The sequence below is a fragment of the Nonomuraea sp. NPDC003754 genome, assembly GCF_053605785.1.
In genome coordinates this window covers 59,289-83,381 of the sequence record NZ_JBSGJX010000008.1, presented here as the reverse complement: position 1 = coordinate 83,381, position 24,093 = coordinate 59,289, and the positions used below count along the sequence as shown (strand labels likewise).

General features: G+C 69.4%; 25 protein-coding genes and 1 pseudogene. 15 read left to right on the top strand and 11 right to left on the bottom strand.

From position 1 onward, the window contains the following. Positions 1-142 precede the first annotated feature (142 nt). Entirely contained in the window at positions 143-265 is a 123-nt protein-coding gene (locus ACWEVS_RS12725; protein ID WP_452551450.1) for a hypothetical protein, read from the top strand. Between the two features lie 67 nt (positions 266-332). Here the strand turns inward: ACWEVS_RS12725 and ACWEVS_RS12720 are convergent, their stop codons facing one another. Both ACWEVS_RS12720 and ACWEVS_RS12715 read right to left on the bottom strand, forming a co-directional pair. Then, positions 333-1,193: a phosphotransferase enzyme family protein gene (locus ACWEVS_RS12720; RefSeq protein ID WP_449923027.1), complete on the bottom strand. Its 861-nt coding sequence runs from the start codon at positions 1,191-1,193 to the stop codon at positions 333-335. Positions 1,194-1,205: 12 nt separating this feature from the next. Then, positions 1,206-1,424, bottom strand: coding sequence for a hypothetical protein (locus tag ACWEVS_RS12715; protein WP_452551448.1), 219 nt, complete (start codon positions 1,422-1,424; stop codon positions 1,206-1,208). On the opposite strand from ACWEVS_RS12715, the gene ACWEVS_RS12710 reads away from it, so the two are divergent. Continuing rightward, positions 1,423-1,737: a hypothetical protein gene (locus ACWEVS_RS12710; RefSeq protein WP_449923032.1), complete on the top strand. Its 315-nt coding sequence runs from the start codon at positions 1,423-1,425 to the stop codon at positions 1,735-1,737. The two genes, ACWEVS_RS12715 and ACWEVS_RS12710, sit on opposite strands and share 2 nt — an antisense overlap. Here the strand turns inward: ACWEVS_RS12710 and ACWEVS_RS12705 are convergent. Next, entirely contained in the window at positions 1,724-3,079 is a 1,356-nt protein-coding gene (locus ACWEVS_RS12705; protein WP_449923034.1) for a hypothetical protein, read from the bottom strand. The two genes, ACWEVS_RS12710 and ACWEVS_RS12705, sit on opposite strands and share 14 nt — an antisense overlap. A gap of 406 nt (positions 3,080-3,485) precedes the next feature. Between ACWEVS_RS12705 and ACWEVS_RS12700 the strand changes: the two genes are divergently transcribed. After that, positions 3,486-3,989: a Tn3 family transposase gene (locus ACWEVS_RS12700; protein ID WP_452551445.1), complete on the top strand. Its 504-nt coding sequence runs from the start codon at positions 3,486-3,488 to the stop codon at positions 3,987-3,989. A gap of 8 nt (positions 3,990-3,997) precedes the next feature. Next, a complete protein-coding gene (locus ACWEVS_RS12695) occupies positions 3,998-4,219 on the top strand; it encodes a hypothetical protein (RefSeq protein WP_452551444.1) in 222 nt (73 codons plus the stop codon). A gap of 65 nt (positions 4,220-4,284) precedes the next feature. Here the strand turns inward: ACWEVS_RS12695 and ACWEVS_RS12690 are convergent, their stop codons facing one another. Beyond that, a complete protein-coding gene (locus ACWEVS_RS12690; RefSeq protein ID WP_452551442.1) occupies positions 4,285-6,540 on the bottom strand; it encodes a helix-turn-helix domain-containing protein in 2,256 nt (751 codons plus the stop codon). A gap of 163 nt (positions 6,541-6,703) precedes the next feature. Here ACWEVS_RS12690 and ACWEVS_RS12685 point away from each other — a divergent pair, with 163 nt between their 5' ends. From ACWEVS_RS12685 to ACWEVS_RS12665, 5 genes are all read left to right on the top strand, one after another. Continuing rightward, positions 6,704-7,528 (top strand): alpha/beta fold hydrolase, encoded by an 825-nt coding sequence (locus ACWEVS_RS12685; protein WP_452551440.1) that lies wholly within the window; start codon positions 6,704-6,706, stop codon positions 7,526-7,528. Between the two features lie 10 nt (positions 7,529-7,538). After that, a complete protein-coding gene (locus tag ACWEVS_RS12680; protein WP_452551437.1) occupies positions 7,539-8,357 on the top strand; it encodes an alpha/beta fold hydrolase in 819 nt (272 codons plus the stop codon). Positions 8,358-8,366: 9 nt separating this feature from the next. Then, entirely contained in the window at positions 8,367-9,164 is a 798-nt protein-coding gene (locus tag ACWEVS_RS12675; protein WP_452551435.1) for an alpha/beta hydrolase, read from the top strand. A 76-nt stretch (positions 9,165-9,240) separates the two neighbouring features. Beyond that, positions 9,241-9,534: a WhiB family transcriptional regulator gene (locus ACWEVS_RS12670; RefSeq protein ID WP_452551433.1), complete on the top strand. Its 294-nt coding sequence runs from the start codon at positions 9,241-9,243 to the stop codon at positions 9,532-9,534. A 116-nt stretch (positions 9,535-9,650) separates the two neighbouring features. Further along, positions 9,651-10,442 carry an MBL fold metallo-hydrolase gene (locus ACWEVS_RS12665; RefSeq protein ID WP_449923084.1) on the top strand — a complete coding sequence of 264 codons (792 nt, stop codon included), beginning with the start codon at positions 9,651-9,653 and terminating at the stop codon, positions 10,440-10,442. Between the two features lie 73 nt (positions 10,443-10,515). On the opposite strand, the gene ACWEVS_RS12660 is transcribed toward ACWEVS_RS12665, so the two are convergent. Continuing rightward, positions 10,516-11,511 carry a recombinase family protein gene (locus ACWEVS_RS12660; RefSeq protein ID WP_452551431.1) on the bottom strand — a complete coding sequence of 332 codons (996 nt, stop codon included), beginning with the start codon at positions 11,509-11,511 and terminating at the stop codon, positions 10,516-10,518. Positions 11,512-11,531: 20 nt separating this feature from the next. Between ACWEVS_RS12660 and ACWEVS_RS12655 the strand changes: the two genes are divergently transcribed. Further along, positions 11,532-12,539, top strand: a complete 1,008-nt coding sequence (locus ACWEVS_RS12655; protein WP_452551429.1) for an RNA polymerase subunit sigma-70 — start codon at positions 11,532-11,534, stop codon at positions 12,537-12,539. Positions 12,540-12,788: 249 nt separating this feature from the next. Here ACWEVS_RS12655 and ACWEVS_RS12650 read toward each other — a convergent pair whose 3' ends face one another. Then, positions 12,789-13,373: a dihydrofolate reductase family protein gene (locus tag ACWEVS_RS12650; protein ID WP_452551427.1), complete on the bottom strand. Its 585-nt coding sequence runs from the start codon at positions 13,371-13,373 to the stop codon at positions 12,789-12,791. A gap of 63 nt (positions 13,374-13,436) precedes the next feature. Here ACWEVS_RS12650 and ACWEVS_RS12645 point away from each other — a divergent pair, with 63 nt between their 5' ends. Beyond that, on the top strand, positions 13,437-14,117 hold the full coding sequence (locus ACWEVS_RS12645; protein ID WP_452551426.1) for a hypothetical protein: 681 nt from the start codon (positions 13,437-13,439) through the stop codon (positions 14,115-14,117). Between the two features lie 82 nt (positions 14,118-14,199). Here ACWEVS_RS12645 and ACWEVS_RS12640 read toward each other — a convergent pair whose 3' ends face one another. The 5 genes from ACWEVS_RS12640 to ACWEVS_RS12620 form a co-directional block, all read right to left on the bottom strand. Further along, positions 14,200-14,331, bottom strand: a complete 132-nt coding sequence (locus tag ACWEVS_RS12640; protein ID WP_452551424.1) for a hypothetical protein — start codon at positions 14,329-14,331, stop codon at positions 14,200-14,202. Further along, positions 14,297-14,386: a hypothetical protein gene (locus ACWEVS_RS12635; RefSeq protein WP_452419312.1), complete on the bottom strand. Its 90-nt coding sequence runs from the start codon at positions 14,384-14,386 to the stop codon at positions 14,297-14,299. Before ACWEVS_RS12635 ends, ACWEVS_RS12640 begins: the two co-directional genes overlap by 35 nt. A gap of 174 nt (positions 14,387-14,560) precedes the next feature. Continuing rightward, positions 14,561-16,645: a prolyl oligopeptidase family serine peptidase gene (locus ACWEVS_RS12630; RefSeq protein ID WP_452551422.1), complete on the bottom strand. Its 2,085-nt coding sequence runs from the start codon at positions 16,643-16,645 to the stop codon at positions 14,561-14,563. Positions 16,646-17,104: 459 nt separating this feature from the next. After that, positions 17,105-18,652, bottom strand: coding sequence for a rifampin monooxygenase (rox, locus tag ACWEVS_RS12625; protein WP_452551421.1), 1,548 nt, complete (start codon positions 18,650-18,652; stop codon positions 17,105-17,107). A gap of 654 nt (positions 18,653-19,306) precedes the next feature. Next, complete coding sequence (locus ACWEVS_RS12620; RefSeq protein WP_449923099.1) at positions 19,307-19,960, bottom strand: TetR/AcrR family transcriptional regulator; 654 nt, start codon at positions 19,958-19,960, stop codon at positions 19,307-19,309. Positions 19,961-20,057: 97 nt separating this feature from the next. On the opposite strand from ACWEVS_RS12620, the gene ACWEVS_RS12615 reads away from it, so the two are divergent. The 4 genes and pseudogenes from ACWEVS_RS12615 to ACWEVS_RS12600 all read left to right on the top strand — a co-directional run. Then, positions 20,058-21,074: a hypothetical protein gene (locus ACWEVS_RS12615; protein WP_452551420.1), complete on the top strand. Its 1,017-nt coding sequence runs from the start codon at positions 20,058-20,060 to the stop codon at positions 21,072-21,074. Between the two features lie 110 nt (positions 21,075-21,184). Further along, positions 21,185-22,747, top strand: coding sequence for an FAD-dependent oxidoreductase (locus tag ACWEVS_RS12610; RefSeq protein WP_452551418.1), 1,563 nt, complete (start codon positions 21,185-21,187; stop codon positions 22,745-22,747). Positions 22,748-23,106: 359 nt separating this feature from the next. Further along, positions 23,107-23,922, top strand: coding sequence for a CPBP family glutamic-type intramembrane protease (locus tag ACWEVS_RS12605; RefSeq protein WP_452551416.1), 816 nt, complete (start codon positions 23,107-23,109; stop codon positions 23,920-23,922). A gap of 41 nt (positions 23,923-23,963) precedes the next feature. After that, positions 23,964-24,086: pseudogene (locus tag ACWEVS_RS12600) on the top strand (ISAzo13 family transposase); the annotation flags it as partial. Between the last annotated feature and the right edge of the window lie 7 nt (positions 24,087-24,093).

The window sequence follows — 24,093 nt, the reverse complement described above, 5'->3', positions numbered from 1 at the left end:
ATCGTTGCGGAGCCTCTGACCTGGGCGGCCTCGTTGGAGACGGTGTCCGCAACGAGGCCTCAGTCGGTCTCAGGAGCGCCGGTCAGCAGGGGCCGATCGTTACCGAAGAGCGGCGCGCGGGAGCCGGTGCCGGAGCGATGGGATGGCCTGGGCGCGATCGGTGGTGAACCTGATCTGCTGTGTCGGGACGCCGACCGCGCGGATGGCGCTGACCTGGCGGGCCCACCTGCTCAGCGACGAACTCGAACACCCGCCGGCGGAATGAGCCGACCCAGGACGGTGATCCGGCGTCGATCGCGCCGCAATCTCGTCGATGGACGCATCGGGTGACCTCAGCGATCGCAAAAAGGTCGGGAGAGCACGAGATCGGCGTCCACTCGGCGCAACCCGTCGAAACCCCAGGTGTTGACGCCCTCCAGGTCGACCTCGTCGTAGATGCGAACTGCAAGGTCGCGCAGCGAGCGGGCGAGCCGGGCGTACTCGAGGTGGGTGAGGTCGAGTCCCTCCGCGCCGTAGGCGCGCAGGAAGCGCACAGGGTCCGGCCCGCACAAGGCGGCGAACACATCGTGCTCGCGCGGCGCCAGCATCGCGCGACCCCAGTCGAGCAGCGTCGCGATGCGACCGTCGCGGTCAACGAGGACGTTGTGAGGGAACAGGTCGTGGTGGCACACGACGTGGGGCACGTCGATCGCGCGTGCCCGTTCGATCACCGCTTCGAGCCGGTCGACGTTGGCCATGACCTCGTCGCGGCGGTCGACGATCCAAGGGTGGTCGTGCCGGTCGCGCAGCACCTCGATGCACCACTCGTCCATATCGGTGCAGGACAGGACGAGGTCGGTGATCTCGTGCACGGCGCGCATCGCCCGCGCGATCGCGTCGGCGTCGTTCCACGTTCCCTGGCGGCCGTCGACGAACGGGAACAGCGCGTAGCGCCGGCCGTGATGCTCGGAGGTGTACGAGCCGTCAAGTGCTCGCTCCGCCGCAGGAACGGGGATGCCCCGAGCTGCCAACTCAGCGGTCAGCGCCAGAGCGGCGTCGCTGTCGGGCTGCTGACGCCAAAGTTTCATGAACCAGCGCCCGTCGGTGAACGCATCCGCTTCGAACCCGCCCGGATGCGGCCGCAACTCGCCCACCTCGACACCGAAGGCGTCGCGGACCTGAGTCGTCGTCGGCGGTCGCACTTCGCTCCACATCGACCCAGGACGTTACCGCTGCCGAGGGCAGCCGGTCGACGTCTTTTTGCGAGCACCGGCTCGACGCGGCCTGCCTGTGTTGAACGCCCGGCCCGTCGCGCGCAGCCCCGCCAGGTACGCGCAGACCTCGACATGTAGGTCCAGGTCCTCATCGACCATCACCCACGACACCGACTCGTCGGCGGCCACCGCCCGCTCAGGCCGGTAGTAGCGAGGCAGTACACCTGACATGACTGACATCCTGCTGCCGTTCACCGCCTACTGCGACGGCGACCTCGCCGAGATCATCGCCGTCCCCATCCGGGCCTTCCTCGCCGACCTCGGCGCGCCCGTCGGCCGCCACCCGCAAACGCGAGCGGGTCGCGATCGTCTGGGCTATCGCTCTACTTTGCCTTTCGCCGTGGGAGTTCCCGGCCGTCCGTACTTGATGCGATGGATGCCGGCCGCTAACGCCACGCCCCGTTCCCATTCACTTCGAGTCCCACAGCCATTGTTGGTGCCAACGGCTGTACCGCCGTTCCTCGAGGCCGTCAACGAAGCCTGAGCTCGGCCGTCACTGCTCGTTCACGCAGTTGGGCTGCCTCCGCTCGCACCGCCTCCAACTCGGCACGGAGGTCCATGATCCGCGCCTGCTCGAGCCGCAGTTCCAGACGTAGCTGATCCCGCTCCTCCGCCAGCGCGCCGCCCTGCTGCGCCGCCGCCACCGCGAGGTCCCGGTCGCGCTCGGCCGCCTTGACCGCCGCGTCCCGCTCCTTCCGGACTGCCGCGATCGTCAGGCCGCGCTCCCTTTCCACCGCCTGGATCCGCGCCTCGGCCTCGGCCGCCAGCCTGGCGTTCGCCTCTCCCGCCTGAGCCGCGCGCGCCTCGGCGGCCTCGGCACGCTCGACCGCCCGCCGCCGCTCGGCCTCCACACGCTCGGCGATGCGATCACGTTCGGCCTCCGCCGCCGCGGCCCGTGCCTGCGCTGCCGCGACGTCCCGCTCGGCTCGCTCCCGCGCCTTCGCGGCCTGGACAGCGTCTGCTCTGGCGGCGTCACGTTCCGCCCGTGCGGCCGTGACCGCTCGTTCCGCCTCTTCTTGGGCGTGCCGTACGGCGAGCTCGGCCCGCTCCACGTCCTGCTGAGACGCGCTGACCTGTGCCTTCGCTTCCTCCCGAGCCTTCTTGACCTGGGCCTTCGCCTCAGCCCGGGCCGTCTCGACCTGTGCCCGCGCTTCCTCCTGGGCCTCCGTGGCCCGCGTCTGTTCCTCGCGCACCATCGCCTCAGCCGCTTCTACGCGCTCGGCCAGTTCTCTGGCCGCCTGGTCGCGCGCCTGCTCGGCCTGCTCCGCCCGCTGTTCCGCCGCGGCCGCCGCCTGCCTGGCCACACGTTCGGTCGTCGCCGCCTCCCGCAATGCGGCCAGTGCCTGCTCGCGCGCGGTCTCCGCGTCGGCCAGCGCCGTGTCGCGCTCGGCCTGCGCTTCCTCGGCCACCTGACGCATCTCCGCGGTCTGCTTGCGTGCGTGCTCGGCCGCTTCCCTTGCCAGCCGTACCTGCTCGAAGGCCTGCTCCCGCTCGGTCCGCGCGATGGCCACCCTGGTGTGCGCCTCGGCCTGCACGGCGCTCAGCTTCGCCTCCACACCCGCCGGGCTCAGCTCCTCGGCCAGCGCCCGTGCCAGCGGCTCGATAGCGGCCGCCAGCCCGGTCTCCATGCGTTCGTACAGCTGTTCGGCCCTGGCCAGCGCGCCCTCAAGACCGGGGGTGGCTCGGCGGAGCTCGCGTTCACGCTTGGCCGCCGCCTGGCAGTCGGTGCCCGCACAGTACGCCCGGGGACGGCCTCTCCCCTTGCGCTGCTCGATCGGCGCCCCACAGTGCACACAAGGCGTCACGACTGTCGTCTCCGCTGTCACGGAAACAGCTTAGCATTATTGGTTTTCTAGAAAATATAAATCAGAAAATGAGGTCTGTTGTGTTCGATGGTCGCGACGAAACTTGCGAGAAGTGCAGTTCCCGCAGGGAAGGGGCGGCCTACTCGACGCGTTGGGCCGCGACCTCGTCGACATGCGAGGGCCCCCACCTCGAGGCCCGGCGCTCGGGTCGCCGTCACCAGGGGCAAAGTAGCTCTGTGCAATCGTGGTTCGAATGGCTCGCAGTATGGAAAGCCAGTTTGAGACGGGGGCAATGTAACTGAGCGTTGCGTCTCAGGTCCGCTACGTCGCGATCACGGCTCGGGCATGCCGATCGGTAGTCGGGCGGTTACAAACCATGCTTCTCCTGCCCCTCCGTTGGAGATCGGGAGAAAGGGTGCGGGCGGGCATGCGACGTGACTGGGAGTTAGAGGACCTGATCGAGTGCTGGACGCTGGATGAGGAGGAGTTCGCGCCACTGGCGAACAAGTCCGGGGCGACGCGGCTCGGCTTCGGTCTGATGCTGAAGTTCTTCGAGCTGGAAGCGAGGTTCCCTCGCCGGGAGGACGTGCCTCGCCCGGCGGTGGAGTTCATGGCGGGGCAGGTGAAGGTCGACGCGCAGGCCCACCAGATGCTGCGCCGCTTCACCCGCGGCGGCCCCAAGCACCCCACCTACCGGGCGATCGAGGAACTCGGCCGGGTGATCCGCACCATCTTCATCTGCGACTACCTCGCCGCCGAAGAACTGCGCCGCGAGATCCACGAAGGCCTGAACGTGGTGGAGAACTGGAACTCCGCCAACAAGGACCTCTTCTACGGAAAGGCCGGCGACCTGACCGGCGACGACCGCGAAAGCGTCGAAGTGTCCGCCCTCGCACTCCACCTGGTCCAGGCACCGCGATCGTCTACTTGAACACCCGCATGGTGCAGATCGTCCTGGCCGAACCGGCGTGGGCCAAGAAGCTCACCGATGCCGACCGGCGCGGCCTTTCGGCCCTGTTCTGGACCCATCTGAACCTGTACGGCAAGTTCGAGCTCGACATGAGCAAACGGCTTGACCTCGGCCCCGACCTGGACACCCCAGACCCCGCCAGCCCGGCCCGAGAGCCGGGTCCGGAGTTGGAGGCGGGCCAGGGCGCCTGACCACGCGAGCGGAGCCGCCACTGAGAAGAGGGCTGCAGCCGGGCCGTCTGCGTCGCTGGACGCGTTCACCGCTCGGGTAGATCGGCCAGCTCCTGGATCACCTTGGCCACGGTTGCGGTCTCGCTGGTCGTTTCGAGGATCCGCCGCGCCTCTTCCAAAGCCTGGCGTGCTTCCTCGAAGCGGCCAGTCTTGGTCAACGCGACTCCCAGGTTGCGGTGCGCACGCCCCAGGACCACGGCGATGGGGTGCGCGCTCAGCTCAGGCAGCGCTTGCTGGAAGGCGTCGATCGCCTCGTCCCATCGTTCCGTCTCGGCGTAGGCCCTTCCCATGTCGTGCAGCGTCACGCCGATGCTGTAGGCCACGATCGACGGATCGCCGCCGTAGCCGGGCTCCCGTAGGGTGGCCAGGCAAGCCCGGCCCTGCTCCAGCACCTCTTCCATCCGCCCCAGCCGGCCCAGCGACACCATGACGGTGGTCGCGGCCTGTGGGTAGCCCTCCGGGTCTCCAGCCCGGCGCAGAAGGTCTGCGCTCTGGCGGGCGTATTCCAGCGCGCTTTCCTGCCTGGTCGGCTCCAGCTGCTCGGCCCACGCGGCGTAGAGCAGGGCCCAGCCCTGCTGGCGTTCGTCGCCCGCGGCCCGCGCCAGCTCCACTGCCCGCAACGCGGCCGTCCGCCCCTCCGCTTCGCGGGCTTCGCAGAAGATCAGCGCCCACGACAGGTAGCCGAGGTGCACCGATTCCTGGAGCTGGTCGCCCATGGCCCGCGCCGCGCCGGAGGACAATTCGAAGATCTCGCGCCAGTGGCCCCAGGACATCCACTGGTCGGAGAACCAGTGCATGGATTCGGCCACTTCGACGACCGTCGCGTGCTCGCCCTGATGGGCCGCCGAGCGCAACGCCTCCAGCCAGGCCGTCCCTTCCTCCCGCAGCCAGTTGCCAGCCTCCTCCCGGCTGCCGAGCTCGATGAGGGAACGCCAGCCGGGAGGGGGCGCGCCGTACCCCGGCTCGAACCAGCGTCCCGCCACGACCGCCATGTCCAGCAGCCAGCTCTCCATACGCCGTCGCGCGCCGTGCTGCGCCTCGATCGACTCCTCCTTGGCCAGCTGTGCGCGGGCGTACAGGCGGACCAGGTCGTGGAAGCGGTAGCGGGCGATGTACGGCGACTGCAGCAGGCCCAGCTCGACCAGCTCCTCCAGCGCGTCCTCGGCCTCCTCCGGCTCCGTCTCGCTCAAGATCGCGGTCAGCGCCACCCCGAAGTCCGGCGCCGCGGCGAGCGCCAGGCGACGGAAGACCAGGCGGGCCGTACCGGACAGCTGCTCGTAGGAGAGCGCGAACGCCGCGGCGACGGCCAGGTCGCCGGCCGCCAGGGACTCCAGCCGTCGTTCCTCGTCGTCCAGCCGTCCGGCCAGCTGGCTGGGCGTCCACCCGGGCCGGCTCTGCAGGCGGTTGCCGACGATGCGCACAGCCAGCGGCAGACGGCCGGAGAGCTCGGCCAGCCTGGCCAGGCCGGTCGCGTCCGACCCGGAACGTTCCTCGCCCACGATCGCGCGCAGCAGGCCGACCGTCTCCTCGCCGGACAGCGGAGCCAGCGGGATCTGCCGCACGCCCTCCAGCCCGGCGAGGGTCCTGCGGCTGGTGACGATGGCCATCGCGGCGCCGTCCGGCGGCAGCAGCGGGCGGACCTGGCTCTCGTGGGCGACGTTGTCGAGGACGATCAGGCAGCTGCGCTCGCGCAGCAGCGCCCGGTAGTGCCCCGCCCGCTCCTCCTCCTCGCCCGGGATCGCGTTCTCCGGGACGCCGAGAGCCTTGAGCAGCCGCGACAGCGCCACCGCGGGAGGCAGGGGCGTGGCGTCCATGCCGCGCAGGTCGAGGTAGTAGCGGCCGTCGGGGAACAGGCCGGCCAGCTGCCCGGCGGCGTGCACGGCCAGGGCAGTCTTGCCGATGCCGCCGGTGCCGGAGACGGTGGCGATGCTCGCGGCCGGGGCGCCAGCCTGCTCGGCCAGACGGCGCAACTGGAGCAGTTCGGCGGCTCGTCCAGTGAAGTCGCCCACGCCGCGCGGCAGCTCGCACGAACCCGGCGCGGGACCCGTCGGCCTCGGACGGCCCGCCTTCGCGGCGTCGGTCAGCGCCGTCCGCCGCTCGCCGTCGAGCTTGAGCGCGTCGGCCAGAGCATCCACCGTGCGCCGTTGCGGGCCGCGGCTGTGGCCGCGCTCCATGTCGCTGATCGCCCGCGCGCTCACGCCCGACACAGCGGAAAGCTCTTCGAGCGTCAGCTCTGCCTCTTGCCGCAGCCGCCGTAAGAGCAGACCGAACTCACTGACCATGCATCCTCCCCACTGACGATGAATCTACGGCTTGCGCCAGTTGTGGATCAACGTGTCCGGATCGTGGATCCGCGCTACTTCTGCATGCGGTTCTGCATGGTCGCCCCACGGCCACGCGACTTGGATGAAGACCACAAAGCCCACGTCAACCAAGGAATCCGACATGCCTTACGTGACCACCAGCGACGGAGCCTCGATCTTCTACAAGGACTGGGGAACCGGCGGCTCGCCGGTCCTGCTCAGCCACGGCTGGCCGCTCAACTCCGACGCCTGGGAAGCAGCCGCCCTTTTCCTCGCCGAGCACGGGCACCGCGCCATCGCCCACGACCGGCGCGGGCACGGCCGCTCGGCGCAGACCTGGCACGGCAACGAGATGGACACCTACGCCGACGACCTGGCCTGCCTGATCGAGCAGCTCGACCTGCGCGACCTCACCTTGGTCGGGCACTCGACCGGGGGCGGGGAGGTCGCCCACTACCTCGGCCGGCACGGCAGCGACCGCGTCTCGAAGCTGGTGCTGGTGTCGGCCGTGCCGCCGCTGATGCTGCGCAGCGAGGACAACCCCGAGGGTCTGCCGATCGAGGTGTTCGACGCGATCCGCGCGGGCGAGGTCGCGAACCGGTCGCAGCTCTACCGTGACCTGGCCGACGGCCCGTTCTTCGGGCACAACCGCAGGCAGGACGTCCCTCAGGGCTTCCGGGACGCGTTCTGGCTGCAGAGCATGGCGTGCGGGCACCGGGGCGCGTACGAGTGCATCGCGGCCTTCTCCGCCACCGACTTCCGGCCGGACCTGGCCAAGATCGACGTTCCCACCCTGGTCATTCACGGTGACGACGACCAGATCGTGCCGTTCGAGGTCGGGGGCAAGCGCTCGGTCGACATGATCAACGGCGCCGTCCTGAAGGTGTACGAGGGCAGCGGGCACGCCCTGCCCGACACCGACCGCGACCGCCTGCACGCCGACCTGCTCGCCTTCGTGAACTCCTGAGGAGCATTGCGTGACCCTCCTACGCCGGGCCGGCCGCCTGCTGGGCGCCCTCGTCACGAGCTGTGCCCTGATCCTCGGCCTGGGCGGAGCGACCGTCTCCGCCTCCGCGGCCCCCGCCAAGCCGACCGTGGTCCTGGTGCACGGGGCGTTCGCCGACGCCTCGGGCTTCAACCAGGTCATCGGCCTGCTGCAGCGGGCCGGCTTCCCCGTCATCGCCCCGGCCAACCCGCTCAGGGACACCGCCGGTGACGCGGCCTACATCTCCAGCGTCCTCGACACCATCACCGGGCCGGTCATCCTCGCCGCCCACTCCTACGGCGGCATCGTCATCACCAACGCCGCCCGCGGGCACGACAATGTCAAAGCCCTGGTCTACCTCGGCGCCTTCGCACCCGACGAGGGCGAGAGCGCGCTGCAACTGGCCCAGCAATTCCCCGGCAGCGAACTCGGCACAGCCCTGATCACGCGGAAGTACCCGGTGCCGGGCCGTACCGAACTCGGGACGGACGGCTACATCGACCCCGCCAAGTTCCGCGCGGTCTTCGCCGCCGACCTGCCCGAGTCCACCACCCGGCTGATGGCCGCCACCCAACGGCCCGGCAGCGTCGAAGGCCTGTCGGGACCCAGCGCCGCACCCGCCTGGAAGACCATCCCGTCCTGGTACCTGATCCCGGCCCAGGACAAGGTCATCCCGGCCGCCGCCCAGCGCTTCATGGCCAAGCGCGCCGGCAGCAAGGTCACCGAGATCAACTCCTCGCACGTGGTCATGATGTCCCACCCCGCCGCCGCCACGGCCGTCATCCTCGCCGCCTACTCCGCCACCCGCTAGGAGCAGCCGATGAAGCCCGACACGATCGTCCTGATCCATGGCTTCTGGGTCACCCCGCGCAGCTGGGAGAACTGGATCGCCCACTACGAGGCCAAGGGGTTCAGGGTGCTCGCCCCCGCCTACCCCGGCTTCGAGGTCGAGGTCGAAGCGCTCAACGCCGACCCCACGCCCATCGAGCGGGTCACCGTCCCGCAGATCATCGACTCCCTGGAGAAGCTCGTCAGCGGCCTGGAGCGGCCGCCGATCCTCATGGGACACTCCGCCGGCGGCGTGTTCACCCAGATCCTGCTCGACCACGGCTACGGCACGGCCGGCGTGGCGGTCAACTCCGCCCCGACCGAGGGGGTGAAGGTCATCCCGCTCTCGCAGGTCAAGGCCACCTTCCCGATGCTCAGGAACCCGGCCAACCGGCACAAGGCCGTCGGCCTCGACTACGAGCACTGGCGCTACGCCTTCACCAACACCTTCCCCGAGAGCGAGGCGCGGGCCGCCTACGAGCGCTACCACATCCCGGCCTCCGGCCACATCTTCTGGGGCAGCGCCCTGGCCAACATCCACCCCGGCAAGGACGACACCTACGTCGACTACCACAACAACGACCGCAAGCCGCTGCTGTTCATCTCCGGTGAGCACGACAACCTCATGCCGCCGAAGATCCAGCGCTCCAACGCCAAGCACTACAAGGCGCCGGACACGATCACCGAAGTGGCCGAGTTCCCCGGCCGCTCCCACCTGATCCCCGCCCAGCAGGGCTGGGACGAGGTCGCCGACCACGCCCTGAACTGGGCGCTCAGGCACGCCGGCTAAGGCGAGCAGGTCCGGCGTGACGGCACAGCCACGCCGGACCTCACTACCCGGCAAAAGCCCACGACAAGGCACGGACATGACACAGCTGAACCTGCACTGGGCCGAGTCGGCGGCGTGCGGCGCCCAGGATCCGGACGTGTTCTTCCCGCTGGACTGGAAGACCGTCCCGGCGGCACAGACCGCAGAAATCCGCCGGATCTGCACCTCCTGCCCCGTCAGGCTCCCGTGCCTGGAATGGGCGGTGACCACAGGCGAACCGGACGGCATGTGGGCCGCAACCACCCCGGCCGACCGCCGCCGCATGCGGGCCGCCCAAAGGCCGGCATCTCCCTCAGCGCGCCCACCCTCACGGGCCCATCCACAGAGCTGACCGCACGGGAACCGCACTGCAGAGGAAGCGATGAACCTCGTTCCAGGCGGCACCCTTCTCCCCGCTACCGGCTTGCTGGCCCTGATCGGCACCACACCACACAAGGAAGCGGTCACGTGACGAACGTCCACTTCACCCATATCGGCGGGCCGACCGTGCTCATCGAGTTCGGCGGCTGGCACCTGCTCACCGATCCCACCTTCGACGCTCCCGGGCAGACCTACTCCTTCGGGTGGGGCACCTCCTCACGCAAACTCACCGGACCAGCCGTGAGCGCCGCCGATCTGCCACCCATCGACGCCATCCTGCTCACCCACGTCCACCACGGCGACAACCTCGACCACGGCGGCCGGGCCCTGCTGCCGGACGCGGGAACCGTGGTGACCACCCGGTCGGGAGCCCATGCCCTCCCGGTGGCGGCTCGCGGCCTGCTCGCCGGCGAATCGACCCGCCTGGAAGCGCCCGGCCGCCCGCCCATCGACATCCTGGCCACACCCTGCCGGCACGGGCCGCCGCTGAGCCGCCCGATCACCGGCGAGGTGATCGGATTCGCCCTGACCTGGCCAGGCCAGGCCCACGGCCCGCTCTGGATCACCGGCGACACCGTCGACCATCGGGCGCTGCGCCGGGCCGCCGCCGCGATCCGGCCCAGCACGGTGCTGCTCCATCTGGGCGGCGTCGGCTTCCCGCTGACCGGGCCGTTGCGGTACAGCATGACCGGGCGCCAGGCCGTACGGCTGTGCCGGACCTTTACCCCGCGCACGGTGCTGCCGGTCCATTACGAGGGCTGGGCGCACTTCCGGCAGGGCCGCGACGGCGTCGAGCGCGACCTGGCGCGAGCTCCGGAACAGATCAGGGGCCTGTTCCGGTGGCTCCCGCGAGGTGCGGCAGCACAGTTCCAGATCTGACCCATCGGGTTGAGCGGGCGTCGGGCTCCTGCTTAACCCGAAGCCGTTGGCGTGAGCCGACGAACTGGGGGTGTCAGGTCGGCGTGCCCTCGTTGTCTGCGAGGATGCGGTAGACGCTGGCCACGGAGGGGTTGTTGCCTTTGTTCTTGCCCGTGGGGATGATCAGCTTGGACGCGATGTCGGGCACCGCCACACCGCGTTCGCGTAGCGTTCGCGCGTAGGCGATCATGTCGTCGTCGAAGACCTTGGGGCGGCCTCCGTGGCGGCCGCCCTCGCGGGCCGAGGCCTGGCCCTCCAGCGATTTCTCGCGCACGTACTCGCGCTCGGACTCGGCCATGCCAGCGAAGAAAGCGAACAGTGCGGCGCCGTGCCCGGACGGGTTGTAGATGCCCTGCAGCGGGCCGGTGAGCAGCTCCAGTTCGATGTCGTAGTGGCGTAGGTCTTCGGCGATGGTGAGCAGTTCGGCGGCGCCGCGTCCGAGGCGTTTCATCTCGTGCACGGTGAGGATCACGCGCTGGTGCGGGACGGCTTGCTTGATGGTGCGGGCGTACTGCTGCGCCTTGGCGAATTCGGGCCGTACCTTGATCCGGGTGCTGATCCTCTCGGAGAAGACCGGGTCGCATCCGGCGTCGGCCAGGGCGTCTAGCTGACTCTGGAGTTCCTGCTGGGCGGTGCTGCAGCGGGCGTAGCCGACGCGGGCCGGCTTCGTGGCGGCTTGCGGCGCCGGGGCGTGGATCGCCGCGCCTGCCGCCCAGCTACGACCGGGGCCGCGATCGGCCGGAGTGCGTACCTCGAGTTCGGCGCGTAGCTGGGGCGCCAGGGTGAAGCGCGAGGTGTGGTACTTCGGGGCGACCTTGCCGCCCCGGGTCCGGCAGGGGCTGCCCGCCGCAGCGGCGCACATCGGGCAGGCGAAGGCTTCGACGGCGGCGGCCGCCGACCCGAGAAGGGGCCCTCGACATCGAGGGTGTGTCCGACCCGACCCATCCGGCCTGACGAACGGCCCGGTGTCAGCGGCTTCACCGCTCAGAAATCCTCCGCCACGTCGTCTGTTCTGGTGTCCCCTCGCCACCTGCGGAAGGATTGACGACCATGACCGACGCCAGACTGCTAGGCGACGACGAAGCCGCGTTCATCGCGGCGGCCCGCTCACATGACGCAGCACAGTTCGCGCTCATCACGGAGCGCTACCGGCGTGAGCTGCAGGTGCACTGCTACCGGATGCTCGCGAACTACGAGGACGCCCAGGACATGACGCAGGAGACGTTCCTGCGGGCGTGGAACAAGCGGGAGTCGTTCAAGGGCCACGCTGCGCTGCGGACCTGGCTGTACCGGATTGCGACGAACGCCTGCCTCGACTTCCTGGACAAGCGCAACGACCGCACACCCGTGCCTGCCGAGCTGCCGGGAGCGGGCTCGGAAGTGCACTACCTGCAGCCCTACCCGGACCGGATGCTCCCGGAGGACCCGCAGGAATCGGTGGTGGCGCGGGAGACGATCGAGCTGGCGTTCATCGTCGCCGTCCAGCACCTGCCGCCGCGGCAGCGGGCGGTGTTCATCGTGCGCGACGTCCTCGGCTGGCCGGCGTCGAAGGCCGCCGACGCCCTCGAGCTGACCGTCGCATCGGTGACCAGCGCATTGCAGCGGGCGCGCGTGACGATGCGCGAGCAGCTGCCCGACCGCCGCCTCGACTGGCGGCGCCCAGCCACGCACGAGCTGTCGGATGACGAGCGCGACGTGGTGAAGTCGTACATCGACGCCCATGAGCGCAACGACCTCGACGGGCTGATGGCCCTGCTGCGCGACGACCTGCGCTTCGCGATGCTGCCCGACCCGGGCACCTTGATCGTCACGGCCAAGGACGCGGTGGACGGCTGGGTCTCCAGTGGGCTCTTCCAGTGCGGCTACGACGACTGGCGCTGCATCGCCACGACGGTCAACCGCATGCCTGCCGCCGCGCTGTACCTCCGCACCCCCGACGACCCGGAATACCGTTTGTTCACCATCGCGGTCCTGCACATCGTCGACGGGAAGATCGCCGAGCTCACCGGATTCGACGCCACCGACAAACCATGGCTGGGCCTGCCCGCGACGCTGTGATCAGGCAAGTCCCCATCGTCGACGAGTCCTGCGCACGGGCCGGCCTTACCGAAGTCACCGCGGAATGAGCACCCCGACCAGCTGAACACCAACGCGGCAACGTGAACACCACCGCCCCGCCGGCGTTGCCGGCGGGGCATCTTCATGCCCGAAGAACATCGTCACGATCAACGGCGCCGTCGTCCTCCTCTTCAGCGAGTCGGTCAACAACTCACTCGGAACGCAAGGAAGCGCCGGGAGAAGGTTCCCTCATCGCCGCGTCTCGTATCGGGTCAGCATCACGCCGCCGGGAAATGTCCGCGTCTCGACCAGGTTCAGGTTCACCCAGCTGTCCAGCGCGGTGAAGAACGGCGTGCCGCCGCCCACCAGGACCGGCACGGTGACCAGCGCGTACTCGTCGATCAGCCCGGCCCGCATGGCCGCCCCGGCGAGCGTCGCGCCGCCGATGTCCATCGGGCCGCCGTCCTCGGCCTTGAGCCGGGCGATCTCGGCGACCGCGTCGCCGGTGACCAGGCGGGTGTTCCAGTCGACCTTGTCGATCGTCGATGAGAACACCACCTTCGGCATGTCCCGCCAGAGGCGCGCGAACGCGATCTCCGCCGGGGTGGCGTTGGGCCGCTGGTCGCCGGTCGGCCAGTGGGAGCTCATCATCTCCCACAGCTTGCGCCCGTACAGCGACAGATCGCTCGCCCGCATCTGGTCATACCACCACTGGAACAGCTCGGCGCTCGGCGATGAGTCCGGCCCCTCTCCCCCACCCCAGCCGATGTCGTCGCCGGTCGCGGCGATGTAGCCGTCCAGGGTCACGTTCATGCCGAAGATCAGTTTCCGCATCCTGCCAGCCTCCTGTGAGTCGATCTCACACGTACAGACGGGCGCGGTGCGGAAACCTAATCGGTGCGCGATCTGCGTCCGCGGGTAGCACTCGCGTTCCTGACTCAGCACCCGGCGTACTCGGCGGGCTCGAGACCGCCGACCGGATCTCGATTTCACCCTCGCGAACGCCTGGTCACACAGCTCACAGCGCCGGGCCCTCTCACCGCGCTGGAGATCGCCAAGCAGTTCCCGACGCTGGGCATCTCGCTCGGCGACCAGCGGCCGCAAGATCCGCGAGTACCTACCTCTCTACCAGCGCCGACGCATGTGCCCAAGGCCTGGACCGAGGCGATCACCGATGCCGCCAGCGGCCGGATCGAGCGCATCCCGTACGAGTTGTGCGTGCTGATCGCGTTGCGTGAGGCTTTGCGCCGCCGGGAGGTCTACGTTGAGGGCGCGGGCCGCTGGCGCAACCTAGATGAGGACCTGCCCGGCGGACACCCGCGACGTGCACTACGCCGCGCTGGCCAGAAGGAGAACTGGAACGGCGCCAACGACAAGATCTTCTACGGCAAGGAAAGGCGTGCTCACCGGCCCCGACCGCGAGCACGCCGTGGTCTCCATGCTGGCGCAGTCCTGCCTGGTCTACGTCAACACCCTGCTGCTGCAGGCGTGCTGGCCGACCCGGCCTGGGCCGAGCGGCTCACGGCAGAGGACCGGCGCGGCCTATCGCCGCTGTTCTGGTCGCACATCAACTCCTAGGGCTGCTTCCACCTCGACATGGCCAAGCGTCTGGACCTGTCCGGCGTCGCCTGAAAGCAGCTTCTGGTCCCCCTGTCCCTCGTCACCGCCCGAGCGCCCGCCACCACGACCCTTTGACGGCTTTGCCGCGGTAGACGACGTCGTGACGGCGCGCCGCCACCCACGCGGTGACGGCCTGCTCAACCTTGTCGCGCGGGCGCCTCGTCGTAGGCACCGCCGAAGCTGCGGCTCTCCCAGAGCCATCTGTCCCCGCCGGGATGGGCGGTCAGGCCCCCGTTGCCGGTCCCGGTGACGAATTGGGACAGGTAGCCGCCGTCCTTGGCAGCCTGTCGAGGACCGCCAGCTCGCCACCAGGGTTGAGCGTCACACGCAGGCCGGGATCGACCGGGCCGTCACGTGGCTGAGGGCGCGTGCGTGTGCCGTACCCGACATGTCTGTCGTGATCATGACCCGTCGGACGCGTGCAGGATGAAGGCCAGCACATCGGCGAGCAGTGCCTGCTCCTGGTCTCTGGTCGAGCCGGCGCCATGCCAGCCGTGCTCCTCGACGCGCATCAGCACCGGCCGGCCGGAGGCCGTGGCTGCCTGCAGGCGAGCAGCCAGCTTCGCCGGCTGCCACGGCGGCACCCGCGCGTCGCGCAGGCCGGCGGTCAGCAGCACCGCCGGGTACGGCACGCCGTCGTGAACCCGCAGGTAGGCGTCGATGATCAGAAGGGCACGCAGGCCCTCCTCGGTGGTGATGCTGCCGAACTCGGGCACGTTGATCGGCCCGCTCTCGGTGAACTCGTTGCGCGTGGCGTTCACCGTCGGCACGTGCATCGCCATGGCCGCCCACAGATCGGGGCGGCGCACCAGCGCGCCGCCGGTGGGGATGCCGCCGCTGCTGGCGCCCTCGGCGGCCAGCCGTCCCGGGCGGGTGTAGCCGAGGGCGATGAGATGTTCGGCGCAGTCGATGAAGTCCGTGATGGTGGCCTCCTTGCGCTCGCCGCGCCCGGCCTCGTGCCATTCGCGGCCGTAGGTGCCGCCGCCGCGCAGGTGGGCGACGGCGTAGACGCCGCCGCGCTCGTACCAGGCGAGCATCTCGGGACGGAACTCCGGCAGGTCGATGAACCCGTGGGAGCCGTAGCCGGTGAGCACGGTCGGGTTGTCGCCGTCCAGCTCCAGGTCCTTGTGGTGGATGACGGTGAGCGGGATCGGCGTCCCGTCCTGCGCGGGCGCGTACAGGGTGCGGGCGTGCACGTCGCCGAAGTCCACCGGTGAGCGGGGCGCCAGCCCGGTGTCCTGGAGGGACTGGCCGTCGTAGCGGTAGAGCCGTGGCGCGTCGGTCCAGCCGGCCACCAGCAGCAGGGCTTCGGGCCGCGTCGGGTGGGTGGTCCACTCCAGGATGGTGCCGTCCACTGGCATCGGGAGGTCGGCGGGCTCGCCGCCGGAGAGGGGCGCGTGCCGTATCCGGCTGACGCCGCCGTCGAGATCGCGCACCAGCAGCCGGTCGCCCACCACCCGCACCGTCTCCACCGCCCGCTCACCCGCGGGCACGACCACCCGGGCTCGGGACAGATCTGGTACGGCAAGCGGAACGGCCAGCACGCGGGAGCGCGGCGCGTCCCGGTGGGAGACCAGGTAGAGGGTGTCGTGGCTGGTGGCGAAGGCGGTCACGCCGTCCGCTGCGCCCGCGACCGTCCGCCACGGGCAGGCGTCCGGGTCGGCCAGCCCGGCGCGCGGCGCCACGTATATCGTGCAGTCGCTCAGCTGCTCGCTGGTCCAGGGCCAGGGACTGAGCGCGCCGTGGGAGATGATCGCCAGCATCCACTCGCCGTGCGGCGGCACCACCAGGAAGGGCCGGTCCTGCGGGGTCAGCTCGATGTGGGGATTGAGTCCGCGGGCCAGCACCACCGTGTCCTGCGCCGGGTCGGCGCCCAGCTGATGCAGGAAGGAGCGGCTGTCTAAGCGGTTCTGCTCCACGTAGCGGTGATAGACGAACGACCGGCTGTCCTCCAGCCAGCTCAGGAAGGCGAAACGCGTCGTGGGCGGGATCGTCTCCTGGAGGACTCCGGAGTCGGCGTCGATCACGTGGATGGAGCTGTCCTCCGACCCGGAGTCGGAGACGGCGCAGGCGACGTGGCGGCCGTCGGGGGATGGCACGTACCAGTCGATGGCGTGGTGCCCGTCGCCGGGCACCGTGCCGGGGTCGAACAGGACCCTGCTCGCTCCGTCGGCCTCGGCCACCGTCAGCACCGGCACGCGGGCGTCCGGCTCGCGCACCAGGGCGAAGACCTTGTCGGCTGCCATCGCGAGGCCGAAGTACTGCGTGAGCGCGCTGCCCAGTTCGCGCATCCGGGTCAGCAGGCCGGCGCGGTGCGGCAGGGCGTCCAGGTGCTCGCGGGCGTGCCTGGCCTGGCCGTCCAGCCAGTGCTGGAACTCCTCGCCTTCGGTTTCCATCCACCGGTAGGGGTCCTCGAGTGTGATGCCGTGGAGGGTCTCGCGCACGACGTCCACCCGGGCGATCGGGGGTTCGGTGATGTCGCTCATATGCGCATGATCATATGCCGGAGATCCAGTGACTTATCGGACATTGGATCGCGCGCCCCTCCGCCGGGCTCGCCTGACTGCCTGGCTGCGGAGGGGATGTCGCACTCGCCAACCTCTCAACAAACGGCCGTCGACGGTTATTGAAGGGGTTTTTGACGGCCCCAGCGCCGCTTCCGAGGTCGACTTCATGATCTACAAAAAACGCTGCGAGTTACTTTGCCCCTCGCCGTAGCTTCGGGAGCACTGGGCCCTTTTGTATGAAACGCGCGGATGCCTGCGCCGATGCACCCCGCGGTGCTCTTCCGCCGTCTCCCGGTCGCCACTCGGAGGCTAACCCTCCTCGCAGGCCGACCCTGGCGCCAGAGCACCGCGGTAGATGCTGCCTCCAGCCTTCCGATGGTCAGTCGCTGCTGGCCGTTCCGATCCTTCTCACGGACCTTTTCGGTTGCTCAGGCGACATCAGTTGGCGGGCTTGCCGAACCAGCGGGAGAGATGGTCGTCCAGGTCCTGCTGATCGTCGCCGATCCAGGCGACGTGGCCGTCAGGGCGTAGCAGGACGCACGGGACATCCAGTTCCGCAGTGTGATCCGCGAGGTAATCGACCCGGTCTGACCAGCCGCCGACGGTCAGACGTTCGGTGCGGTCCAGCAGCAGGCCGCGGCCGCGGTGCAGCAGACCGTAGAGGTGGCCCTGTTTCACGTCGATGTCGGGCAGGCGGCGGCCGAGCAGGTCGGGGCCTTCGCCGAAGTCGTAGCGGATGCCGATCGCGGTGATCTTCTCGATCAGATGGCGGTTCACCTCGTCGAAGTCCATCAGTTCGGTGAGCAGCCTGCGTACGGCCTGCGGGCCCGGTTCGGTGGACAGCAGTTCCATCTGGGCGCGGGTGTTGTCCAGCACGTCCTCGGCGACCGGATGACGTTCGGCCTGGTAGGTGTCCAGCAGTGTTTCCGGGGCCCAGCCGCGGATCTGTGCGGCCAGTTTCCAGCCGAGGTTGAATGCGTCCTGAACGCCCAGATTGAGGCCCTGTCCGCCGATGGGTGGATGGATGTGTGCCGCATCGCCGGCCAGTAGCACCCGCCCGACCCGATAACGTTCGGCCAGCCGGGTGGCATCCCCGAAGCGGGACATCCAGCGCGGGGAGTGCACGCCGAAATCGGTTCCGGCGATGGTGCGCAACTGTTGTTTGAAATCCTCGAGGGTGGGCGGTTCCGCGCGATCGCCGACTCCCGCGGCGGGGACTACGACGCTGTAGACCCCTTCGCCGAAGGGCCGAAGCCACAATCGCTGATGGGTCTCGCGGATTTCGGTCACCTTGGCGGCGATCTCCTCGTGCGGCACACCCACTTCCATCTCGCCCATCAGCGTGTCGGTCCGCGAGGGCTCGCCGGGGAAGCCGACACCGAGCAGTTTGCGCACCGTACTGCGCGCGCCGTCACAGCCGACGAGAAAGCGTGAACGCAGCTGTTCCCCGTCGGCCAGCTCGACGGTCACACCCTCGTCGTCCTGCTCGAAACCGGCCACCGCACAACCGCGCCGGACCTGCGCACCCAGTTCGATCGCGTGTTCTTCAAGCAGACGTTCGATGACCGGCTGCGGGATACCCAGCAGATAGGCGTACGCGGAATCCAGGCTCTCGGGCGCGGGTTTGTTGATGGCGGCGAAGAAGCCACCGGCCGGACGCTGTCTTCCATGCTGGAGAATGCGCTCCAGCAGTCCGCGCATCGCCATCAGCTCGAGACTGCGAATATGCAGACCGACTATGCGGACGAACGACGCAGGTTCGGTTTCCTTTTCCAGAACGAGTACCCGCACATCGTGCAGCCGCAGTTCGGCGGCCAGCATCGCACCGGTCGGCCCGCACCCGGCAATGATCACATCGAACGTGAGGGGCGCGCGATCGGCGCCGGAGGCCGGCGACCAGAGAACTCCGGGGACGTCGCCCACCGTGGAGTCACGCTCGGCCCTGTCGTTCGACGACAGCTCGGCGGTGAATTGCGAAGAGTTCATAGGTGTTGCCTTTCAGGAGTGCCTTGGTGGCGAGGCGCTCCCGGCGACACCTACCTCAATCGCCCGACCGTGACGGGAAGAGGGAGCACCCACATCGATACAGCGTTCATGGGTCTCACCTCCTCGGGCGGCGTCACGATCAACTGCAAGCTACAAGCCCGAGCATCATCCCGTCCAATCCTTTCCCAGCCACGTGATCACGACTCCAAACGGGCTCGTGCGGCTGCAGGGCGAATCCGGCGTGGCGGCCCGGCTGGTCCCGGTCACGGTAGACGGTCTGATCCTGGCTGCCCCCATCCCGCCCCCCGGACGCGATGATCGAGCGAACAGGACGACGGCGGCCTGGCCCTGATGGTCAGGCTGCGAGGTCGAGGCTGCGGCCCATGTCGATGTCGATGGTGCCGTAGAGGTTGGCCTTGGACCAGAACAGCAGCGACCATCTGGTCGTACTGCTGGGCGATGATCTCCCCGTCGATCGGCTTGTCGGCGACCATGCCGGTCAGGCAGGACGGGACCTGGTCGTCGGCGTCGGCTTTCACCCACCAGCCACATCCACCCGTCCGCAACGGTCATGACCCGCAAGCGCGATCTCTCACTCGGCTACCTGACAGCTGGGGACACGTTCGGGAGCGGAGGCCCCTTGCGGCGGGGAGTTCACGGATGCCGGTGGCGGAGTGCTCGTTGCTCGGCGGCGTCGAGTGCGGGTGTGAGGGGTGCGAGCGTGGTGCGAAGGAGCTCCGGGAGCGAGCTGGACGGCACGACGAGTCCGCTGGTTGTGGAGGACGCGGCAGTCGTCTGCAGCCATTGCTCGAGCGCCACGCGAACGGCGGCGGCCACGCTCGCGGCGAGCACACGGGCGGTGTGCGGGTCGGTGTCGCCGAGGCGTTCGGCGATCGCGTCGGTGAGGGGATGTTCGATCGCGGTGGTGGTTTCGACGAACGCGTCGCGCAGCGCGGGGCGGGTGGTGATCAGCAGCAGCGCGTCCCGGCCGGGCTCGCCTGGGGCGGTGTACTGATCCACGATCGCCTCGACGACGGCGTCCGCGAGGCCGACGCCATCGGGCCGGTCGGCCACTGCCGCCGCGACCCGCGCTTCCCGTTCGCTGGTGACGGCGGCGACGATCGCCTGCTCCCGGCTGGAGAAGTAGTTGTTGTACGTCCTCGGCGAGACGCCGGCGGCCTCGGCGATGTCATCGACGCGCACGTTGTCCGGTCCACGCTCAAGAGCCAGCCGCAGTGCCGCCGCGCTCAATGCCTCTCGGGTGGCCTGCTTCTTCTGCTCGCGCAACCCCGTTCGTCGTGTCGTCACGGTATCAGCATAACGTGGGTGCGTGCACGCAAATTTGCGTGTACGCACTTTTGTGCCTAACCTGGCGGCCTCACTCCGTCAGGAAGGACCCAGAACGATGAGGGCCAAGGGCATCAGCTACGACACCGGCTTCGTCAAGAACGGAGCGATCTCCCGGAAGCACTTCGACCCGGACGAGGTCAAGCGCGAGTTGCGCATCATCCGCGACGACCTGCACTGCACCGCGGTCCGTGTCATGGGCGGTGACGCCGATCGGATCGAGCTGGCGGCGGCACACGCCGCCGAGCTGGGCCTGGAGGTCTGGTTCTCCCCCTATCCCCTCGAACTGACCGCCGATGAGATGTTGTCGCTGTTCGCGGACTGTGCCGAACGCGCGGAGCGGCTGAGGCGGCGGGGAGCCGAGGTGGTGTTCGTCACCGGTGCCGAGCTGAGCCTGATGAATCCGGGGTTCCTGCCCGGAGACAGCACCGACGAGCGGGTCGCGTCGCTGAGACAGCCGGATCGCGTGCGGGAGCAGATCGGCGAGGTCAGCGCACGTGTCAACGAATTCCTCGGCACAGCCGTGGCACTGGTCCGCGAGCGCTTCGGCGGCAGGGTGACCTACGCCTCCGTGCCGCTTGAGCGCGTCGACTGGGCGCTCTTCGACATCATGTCCGTGGATCTGTATCGGTCGGCCGAGATCGCCGACCGTTTCGCCGAAGGCGTCCGTGGCCTGGTCGCGCAGGGCAAGCCGGTCGCGATCACCGAGTTCGGCGCGGCCTGCTACCAGGGTGCCGGTGACAGGGGCGCTCTCGGTCTGGAGATCGTCGAGTACGACGAAGCCGGCCCTGTCCGGTTGAACGGTGAGTACGCCCGGGACGAGGACGGGCAGGCCAGGCATGTGCGTGAGCTGCTGGAGGCATTCGACGCCGGCGGCGTCGACAGCACGTTCGTGTTCACCTTCGCGCTGTACGACCATGTGCACCGCCCCGACGGCGCTCCCCGCGACGACCTGGACCTGGCCAGTTACGGCATCGTCAAGGTCTACGAGGACCGGCTCGGAGCCGCCTACCCCGACATGCCCTGGGAACCCAAGGCCGCCTTCACCACCCTCGCTGAGTACTACCGCGGCTGACCACGTCCCAAAGACCGCAACCCGGAGCGAGCCGCACCGGCACCGCCCACGGCCCTGCGCTTCAGCGCTCCATCCGTCCCGTCCCCTTCCGTACGAATCAAGGAGAACACGTGATCACAGATGTCGTCATCGCCGGCGGCGGCCCGAACGGGCTGATGCTGGCCTGCGAACTGAGCCTGGCAGGGGCCCGGCCGGTCGTGCTGGAGCGGCTGGTTGAGCCCAGCGAGGAACCGAAGGCGAACGGATTGCTCGGCCAGGTGGTGAAAATGCTCGACCACCGGGGGCTGCATGAACGTCTCAGTGGCAGCCCACAACCTCCGCAGCCGAACTCCGGCTACTTCATGTTCGGCGCGATGGGCCTGGACCTGAGCCTGCTGCAGGGCAGCCCCGTCTATGCCCTGGCGGTGCCGCAGCGACGCATAGTGCAGGTCCTGCAGGAGCGCGCCATCGAACTTGGCGTGGAAATCCGGCGAGGACACGCGGTCGTCGGCCTGTCGCAGGACGACGACGCGGTGACCATCGACGTCGCGAGCCCGGGCGAGGCCTACCAATTGCGGGCCCGGTACCTCGTCGGCGCGGACGGCGCACACAGCACCACGCGCAAGCTCTCCGGCATCGCATTCCCCGGCATCACCTACGACCGGATGACCGTCCGCTCAGCGCACGCGACGGTCCCGGCGGACTGGGTCGATCCCGCGACCGGTGCGCTGAACGTGCCCGGCCACGGCGCTGTTCTGCCGTTCCTGCCCCACCGCACCGAACACGGAGGGTTCTCCTACGCGCCGATGCCCGGCCACCCACCGCTGGTCAGCACCACAGAGTGGGACCGGCCCGAGACCGACGCCCCAATGAGCCTCGACGAGTTGCGGGCGAGCATCCGCCGCGTGCTCGGCGTCGACGTGCCGCTCGGTCCACCCGACGGCGCAGGGCCGCACGTGCTGCGCCGGCTGGCCGGCGGGAACACCCGAATCGCCGAACGGTTCGCCGACGGCCGAGTGTTCCTGATCGGTGACGCCGCGCACGTGTACGCCGCCACGGGAGGTGGTCCAGGGCTCAACCTCGGCCTGCAGGACGCGGTCAATCTCGGCTGGAAACTCGCCGCCGAGATCCGGGGAAGCGCCCCGTCCGGACTGCTGAACAGTTACGAGACAGAGCGGCGATCGGCCGCCCAGCGCATGGTGCTGAACGCGCAGGCACAGGCGGCCCTGATCGCCCCAGGCGGCGATGTCACCGGACTGCGCGAGGTGTTCACCGAACTGCTCCGCGACCCGGACACCGTGCAGCGCCTGGCCGAACTCACCGCGGGCGCCGACGTCCGCTACGACATGGGCGAACGCGAGGCGCACCCTTTGACCGGCCGGTTCGCCCCGAACATGGAGCTGCACACTCCGACCGGGCCGGTCCGGCTGGCCGAGCTGACCAGAACCGCACGCCCTCTGCTGCTCGACCTGACCGAAGATGCGTCACTGGCGGAGACACTTGCCCTACGGCACGACCAGGTCGATATCGTCACGGCGCGCTCCCAGACCCCCGCGCCCACCGCCCTGCTCCTTCGACCGGACTGCTACGTGGCCTGGGCATCTGCATCCCCCCGGCCCGATCCCATGGAGATCGAAACACTCCGGGCAGCCTTGCAGCGGTGGTTCGGAGTCGTCGAACCCGCCCACACCTGAAGTCGTACGCGCTGACTCGGGCACGTACGTGGGCAGTCCCACGTTCGTTCTCCTGCTCACACAGACCGAGCCGTGAGCTTGGTGGCGGTCCGCGCCGTGCGCGGGCCGCCCCCGCCCACGCCTCCTCCACCTGGCGGCGCAGGGCCAGTCAGGGCGTCAGCCCCAGCTCGCGCAGTTGCGCCGGCCGCAGCGGCCGCCATCCGCTGGTGTCGAGCTTGACGTGGCAGCGGCCGGCCAGGGGCGCACCGACCTGCTCACCCGTGGCCAGACCCGCCGCGACCTGCGCCTTTCACGGCGACTCGAAGCCGTGTCAGCGCGATGTCAGGTCCGTGTTAGGTCGCGGGGCCACCATTCTCGGCATGGATACAGCAATGCAGCCCCCGGCCGACACCCAAGGCGCCCAGCCGAGAGGCTTCGTCGCGAAGCTCCTCGCCGACCGTCACTCCGTCCCGTTCTCCATCGCACTGCACCTGGTGCCCGGCGCGGTCATCGTCGCCGTGTACGCGTTCATCGCCGCCCCCCTGGTCCGGGCGATAGGCTTCCCGATCTTCCTGGCCTGGGCCATCGCCCTCGCGGTTGTGCTCTTCCCGCTCCAGCTGTTCCTGCTGTGGCTGGGCAAGAAGCAGACCGGCCGCTTCACGATGAAGGGCGTCGTCCACTACCGCGACAAGCCGGTCTCGCGCGGCAAGGTCTTCTGGCTCGGGGCCGCGTGCCTCGTGTGGATGACCGTGGTCGCGCTCTCGCTGACCGCGCTGGACAACATCGTCTACGACTGGTTCTTCACCTGGGTGGACTACCAGGGCGCCGGCCCCGACGGCACCGCCTACCTCCAGGGCTACTCGCAGGAGCTCGTGCTCACCACGCTGCTCATCTGCGCACCGTTCACCGGCTTCACCCTGCCCCTGCTCGAGGAGTACTACTTCCGCGGCTTCCTGCTGCCCCGCCTCCCGCAGCTCGGCAAGTGGGCCCCGTTCTTCAACACCTTCTTCTTCTCGGTGTACCACTTCTGGGCCCCTTGGACGGTCCTGTCGAAGCTCGTCTTCCTCTACCCGGGCGTCTGGCTCGCCTGGAAGAAGCAGGACATCCGCATCTCGATCGCCATGCACCCCGGCTCGGCGCTGCTGATGACCGTGGTCGGCGTCATCGCCCTCGCCTCCGGCGCCTACTCGATGTAAGACCGCCCGGAACGAGGGGCGCCGTCCGCCGGGAGGGCTGGATGCGTCGATCCGGAGCGGGCCGCAAGCGCGCCGAGCAGGTCGACCCTCGGCTGCCCGCGGTGCTGGATGCGCTGGTGGAGCCGGTCACTCGGGGCGATCCGGAGTCGCCGCTGCGCTGGACGGCGTTGT

Coding starts and splice junctions, on each gene's coding strand:
- ACWEVS_RS12725 (WP_452551450.1), top strand. CDS start 143: ATGGCCTGGGCGCGATCGGTGGTGAACCTGATCTGCTGTGTCGGGACG.
- ACWEVS_RS12720 (WP_449923027.1), bottom strand. CDS start 1,193: ATGTGGAGCGAAGTGCGACCGCCGACGACGACTCAGGTCCGCGACGCC.
- ACWEVS_RS12710 (WP_449923032.1), top strand. CDS start 1,423: ATGACTGACATCCTGCTGCCGTTCACCGCCTACTGCGACGGCGACCTC.
- ACWEVS_RS12715 (WP_452551448.1), bottom strand. CDS start 1,424: ATGTCAGGTGTACTGCCTCGCTACTACCGGCCTGAGCGGGCGGTGGCC.
- ACWEVS_RS12700 (WP_452551445.1), top strand. CDS start 3,486: ATGCGACGTGACTGGGAGTTAGAGGACCTGATCGAGTGCTGGACGCTG.
- ACWEVS_RS12695 (WP_452551444.1), top strand. CDS start 3,998: ATGGTGCAGATCGTCCTGGCCGAACCGGCGTGGGCCAAGAAGCTCACC.
- ACWEVS_RS12690 (WP_452551442.1), bottom strand. CDS start 6,540: ATGGTCAGTGAGTTCGGTCTGCTCTTACGGCGGCTGCGGCAAGAGGCA.
- ACWEVS_RS12685 (WP_452551440.1), top strand. CDS start 6,704: ATGCCTTACGTGACCACCAGCGACGGAGCCTCGATCTTCTACAAGGAC.
- ACWEVS_RS12675 (WP_452551435.1), top strand. CDS start 8,367: ATGAAGCCCGACACGATCGTCCTGATCCATGGCTTCTGGGTCACCCCG.
- ACWEVS_RS12670 (WP_452551433.1), top strand. CDS start 9,241: ATGACACAGCTGAACCTGCACTGGGCCGAGTCGGCGGCGTGCGGCGCC.
- ACWEVS_RS12655 (WP_452551429.1), top strand. CDS start 11,532: ATGACCGACGCCAGACTGCTAGGCGACGACGAAGCCGCGTTCATCGCG.
- ACWEVS_RS12650 (WP_452551427.1), bottom strand. CDS start 13,373: ATGCGGAAACTGATCTTCGGCATGAACGTGACCCTGGACGGCTACATC.
- ACWEVS_RS12630 (WP_452551422.1), bottom strand. CDS start 16,645: ATGAGCGACATCACCGAACCCCCGATCGCCCGGGTGGACGTCGTGCGC.
- rox (WP_452551421.1), bottom strand. CDS start 18,652: ATGAACTCTTCGCAATTCACCGCCGAGCTGTCGTCGAACGACAGGGCC.
- ACWEVS_RS12615 (WP_452551420.1), top strand. CDS start 20,058: ATGAGGGCCAAGGGCATCAGCTACGACACCGGCTTCGTCAAGAACGGA.
- ACWEVS_RS12605 (WP_452551416.1), top strand. CDS start 23,107: ATGGATACAGCAATGCAGCCCCCGGCCGACACCCAAGGCGCCCAGCCG.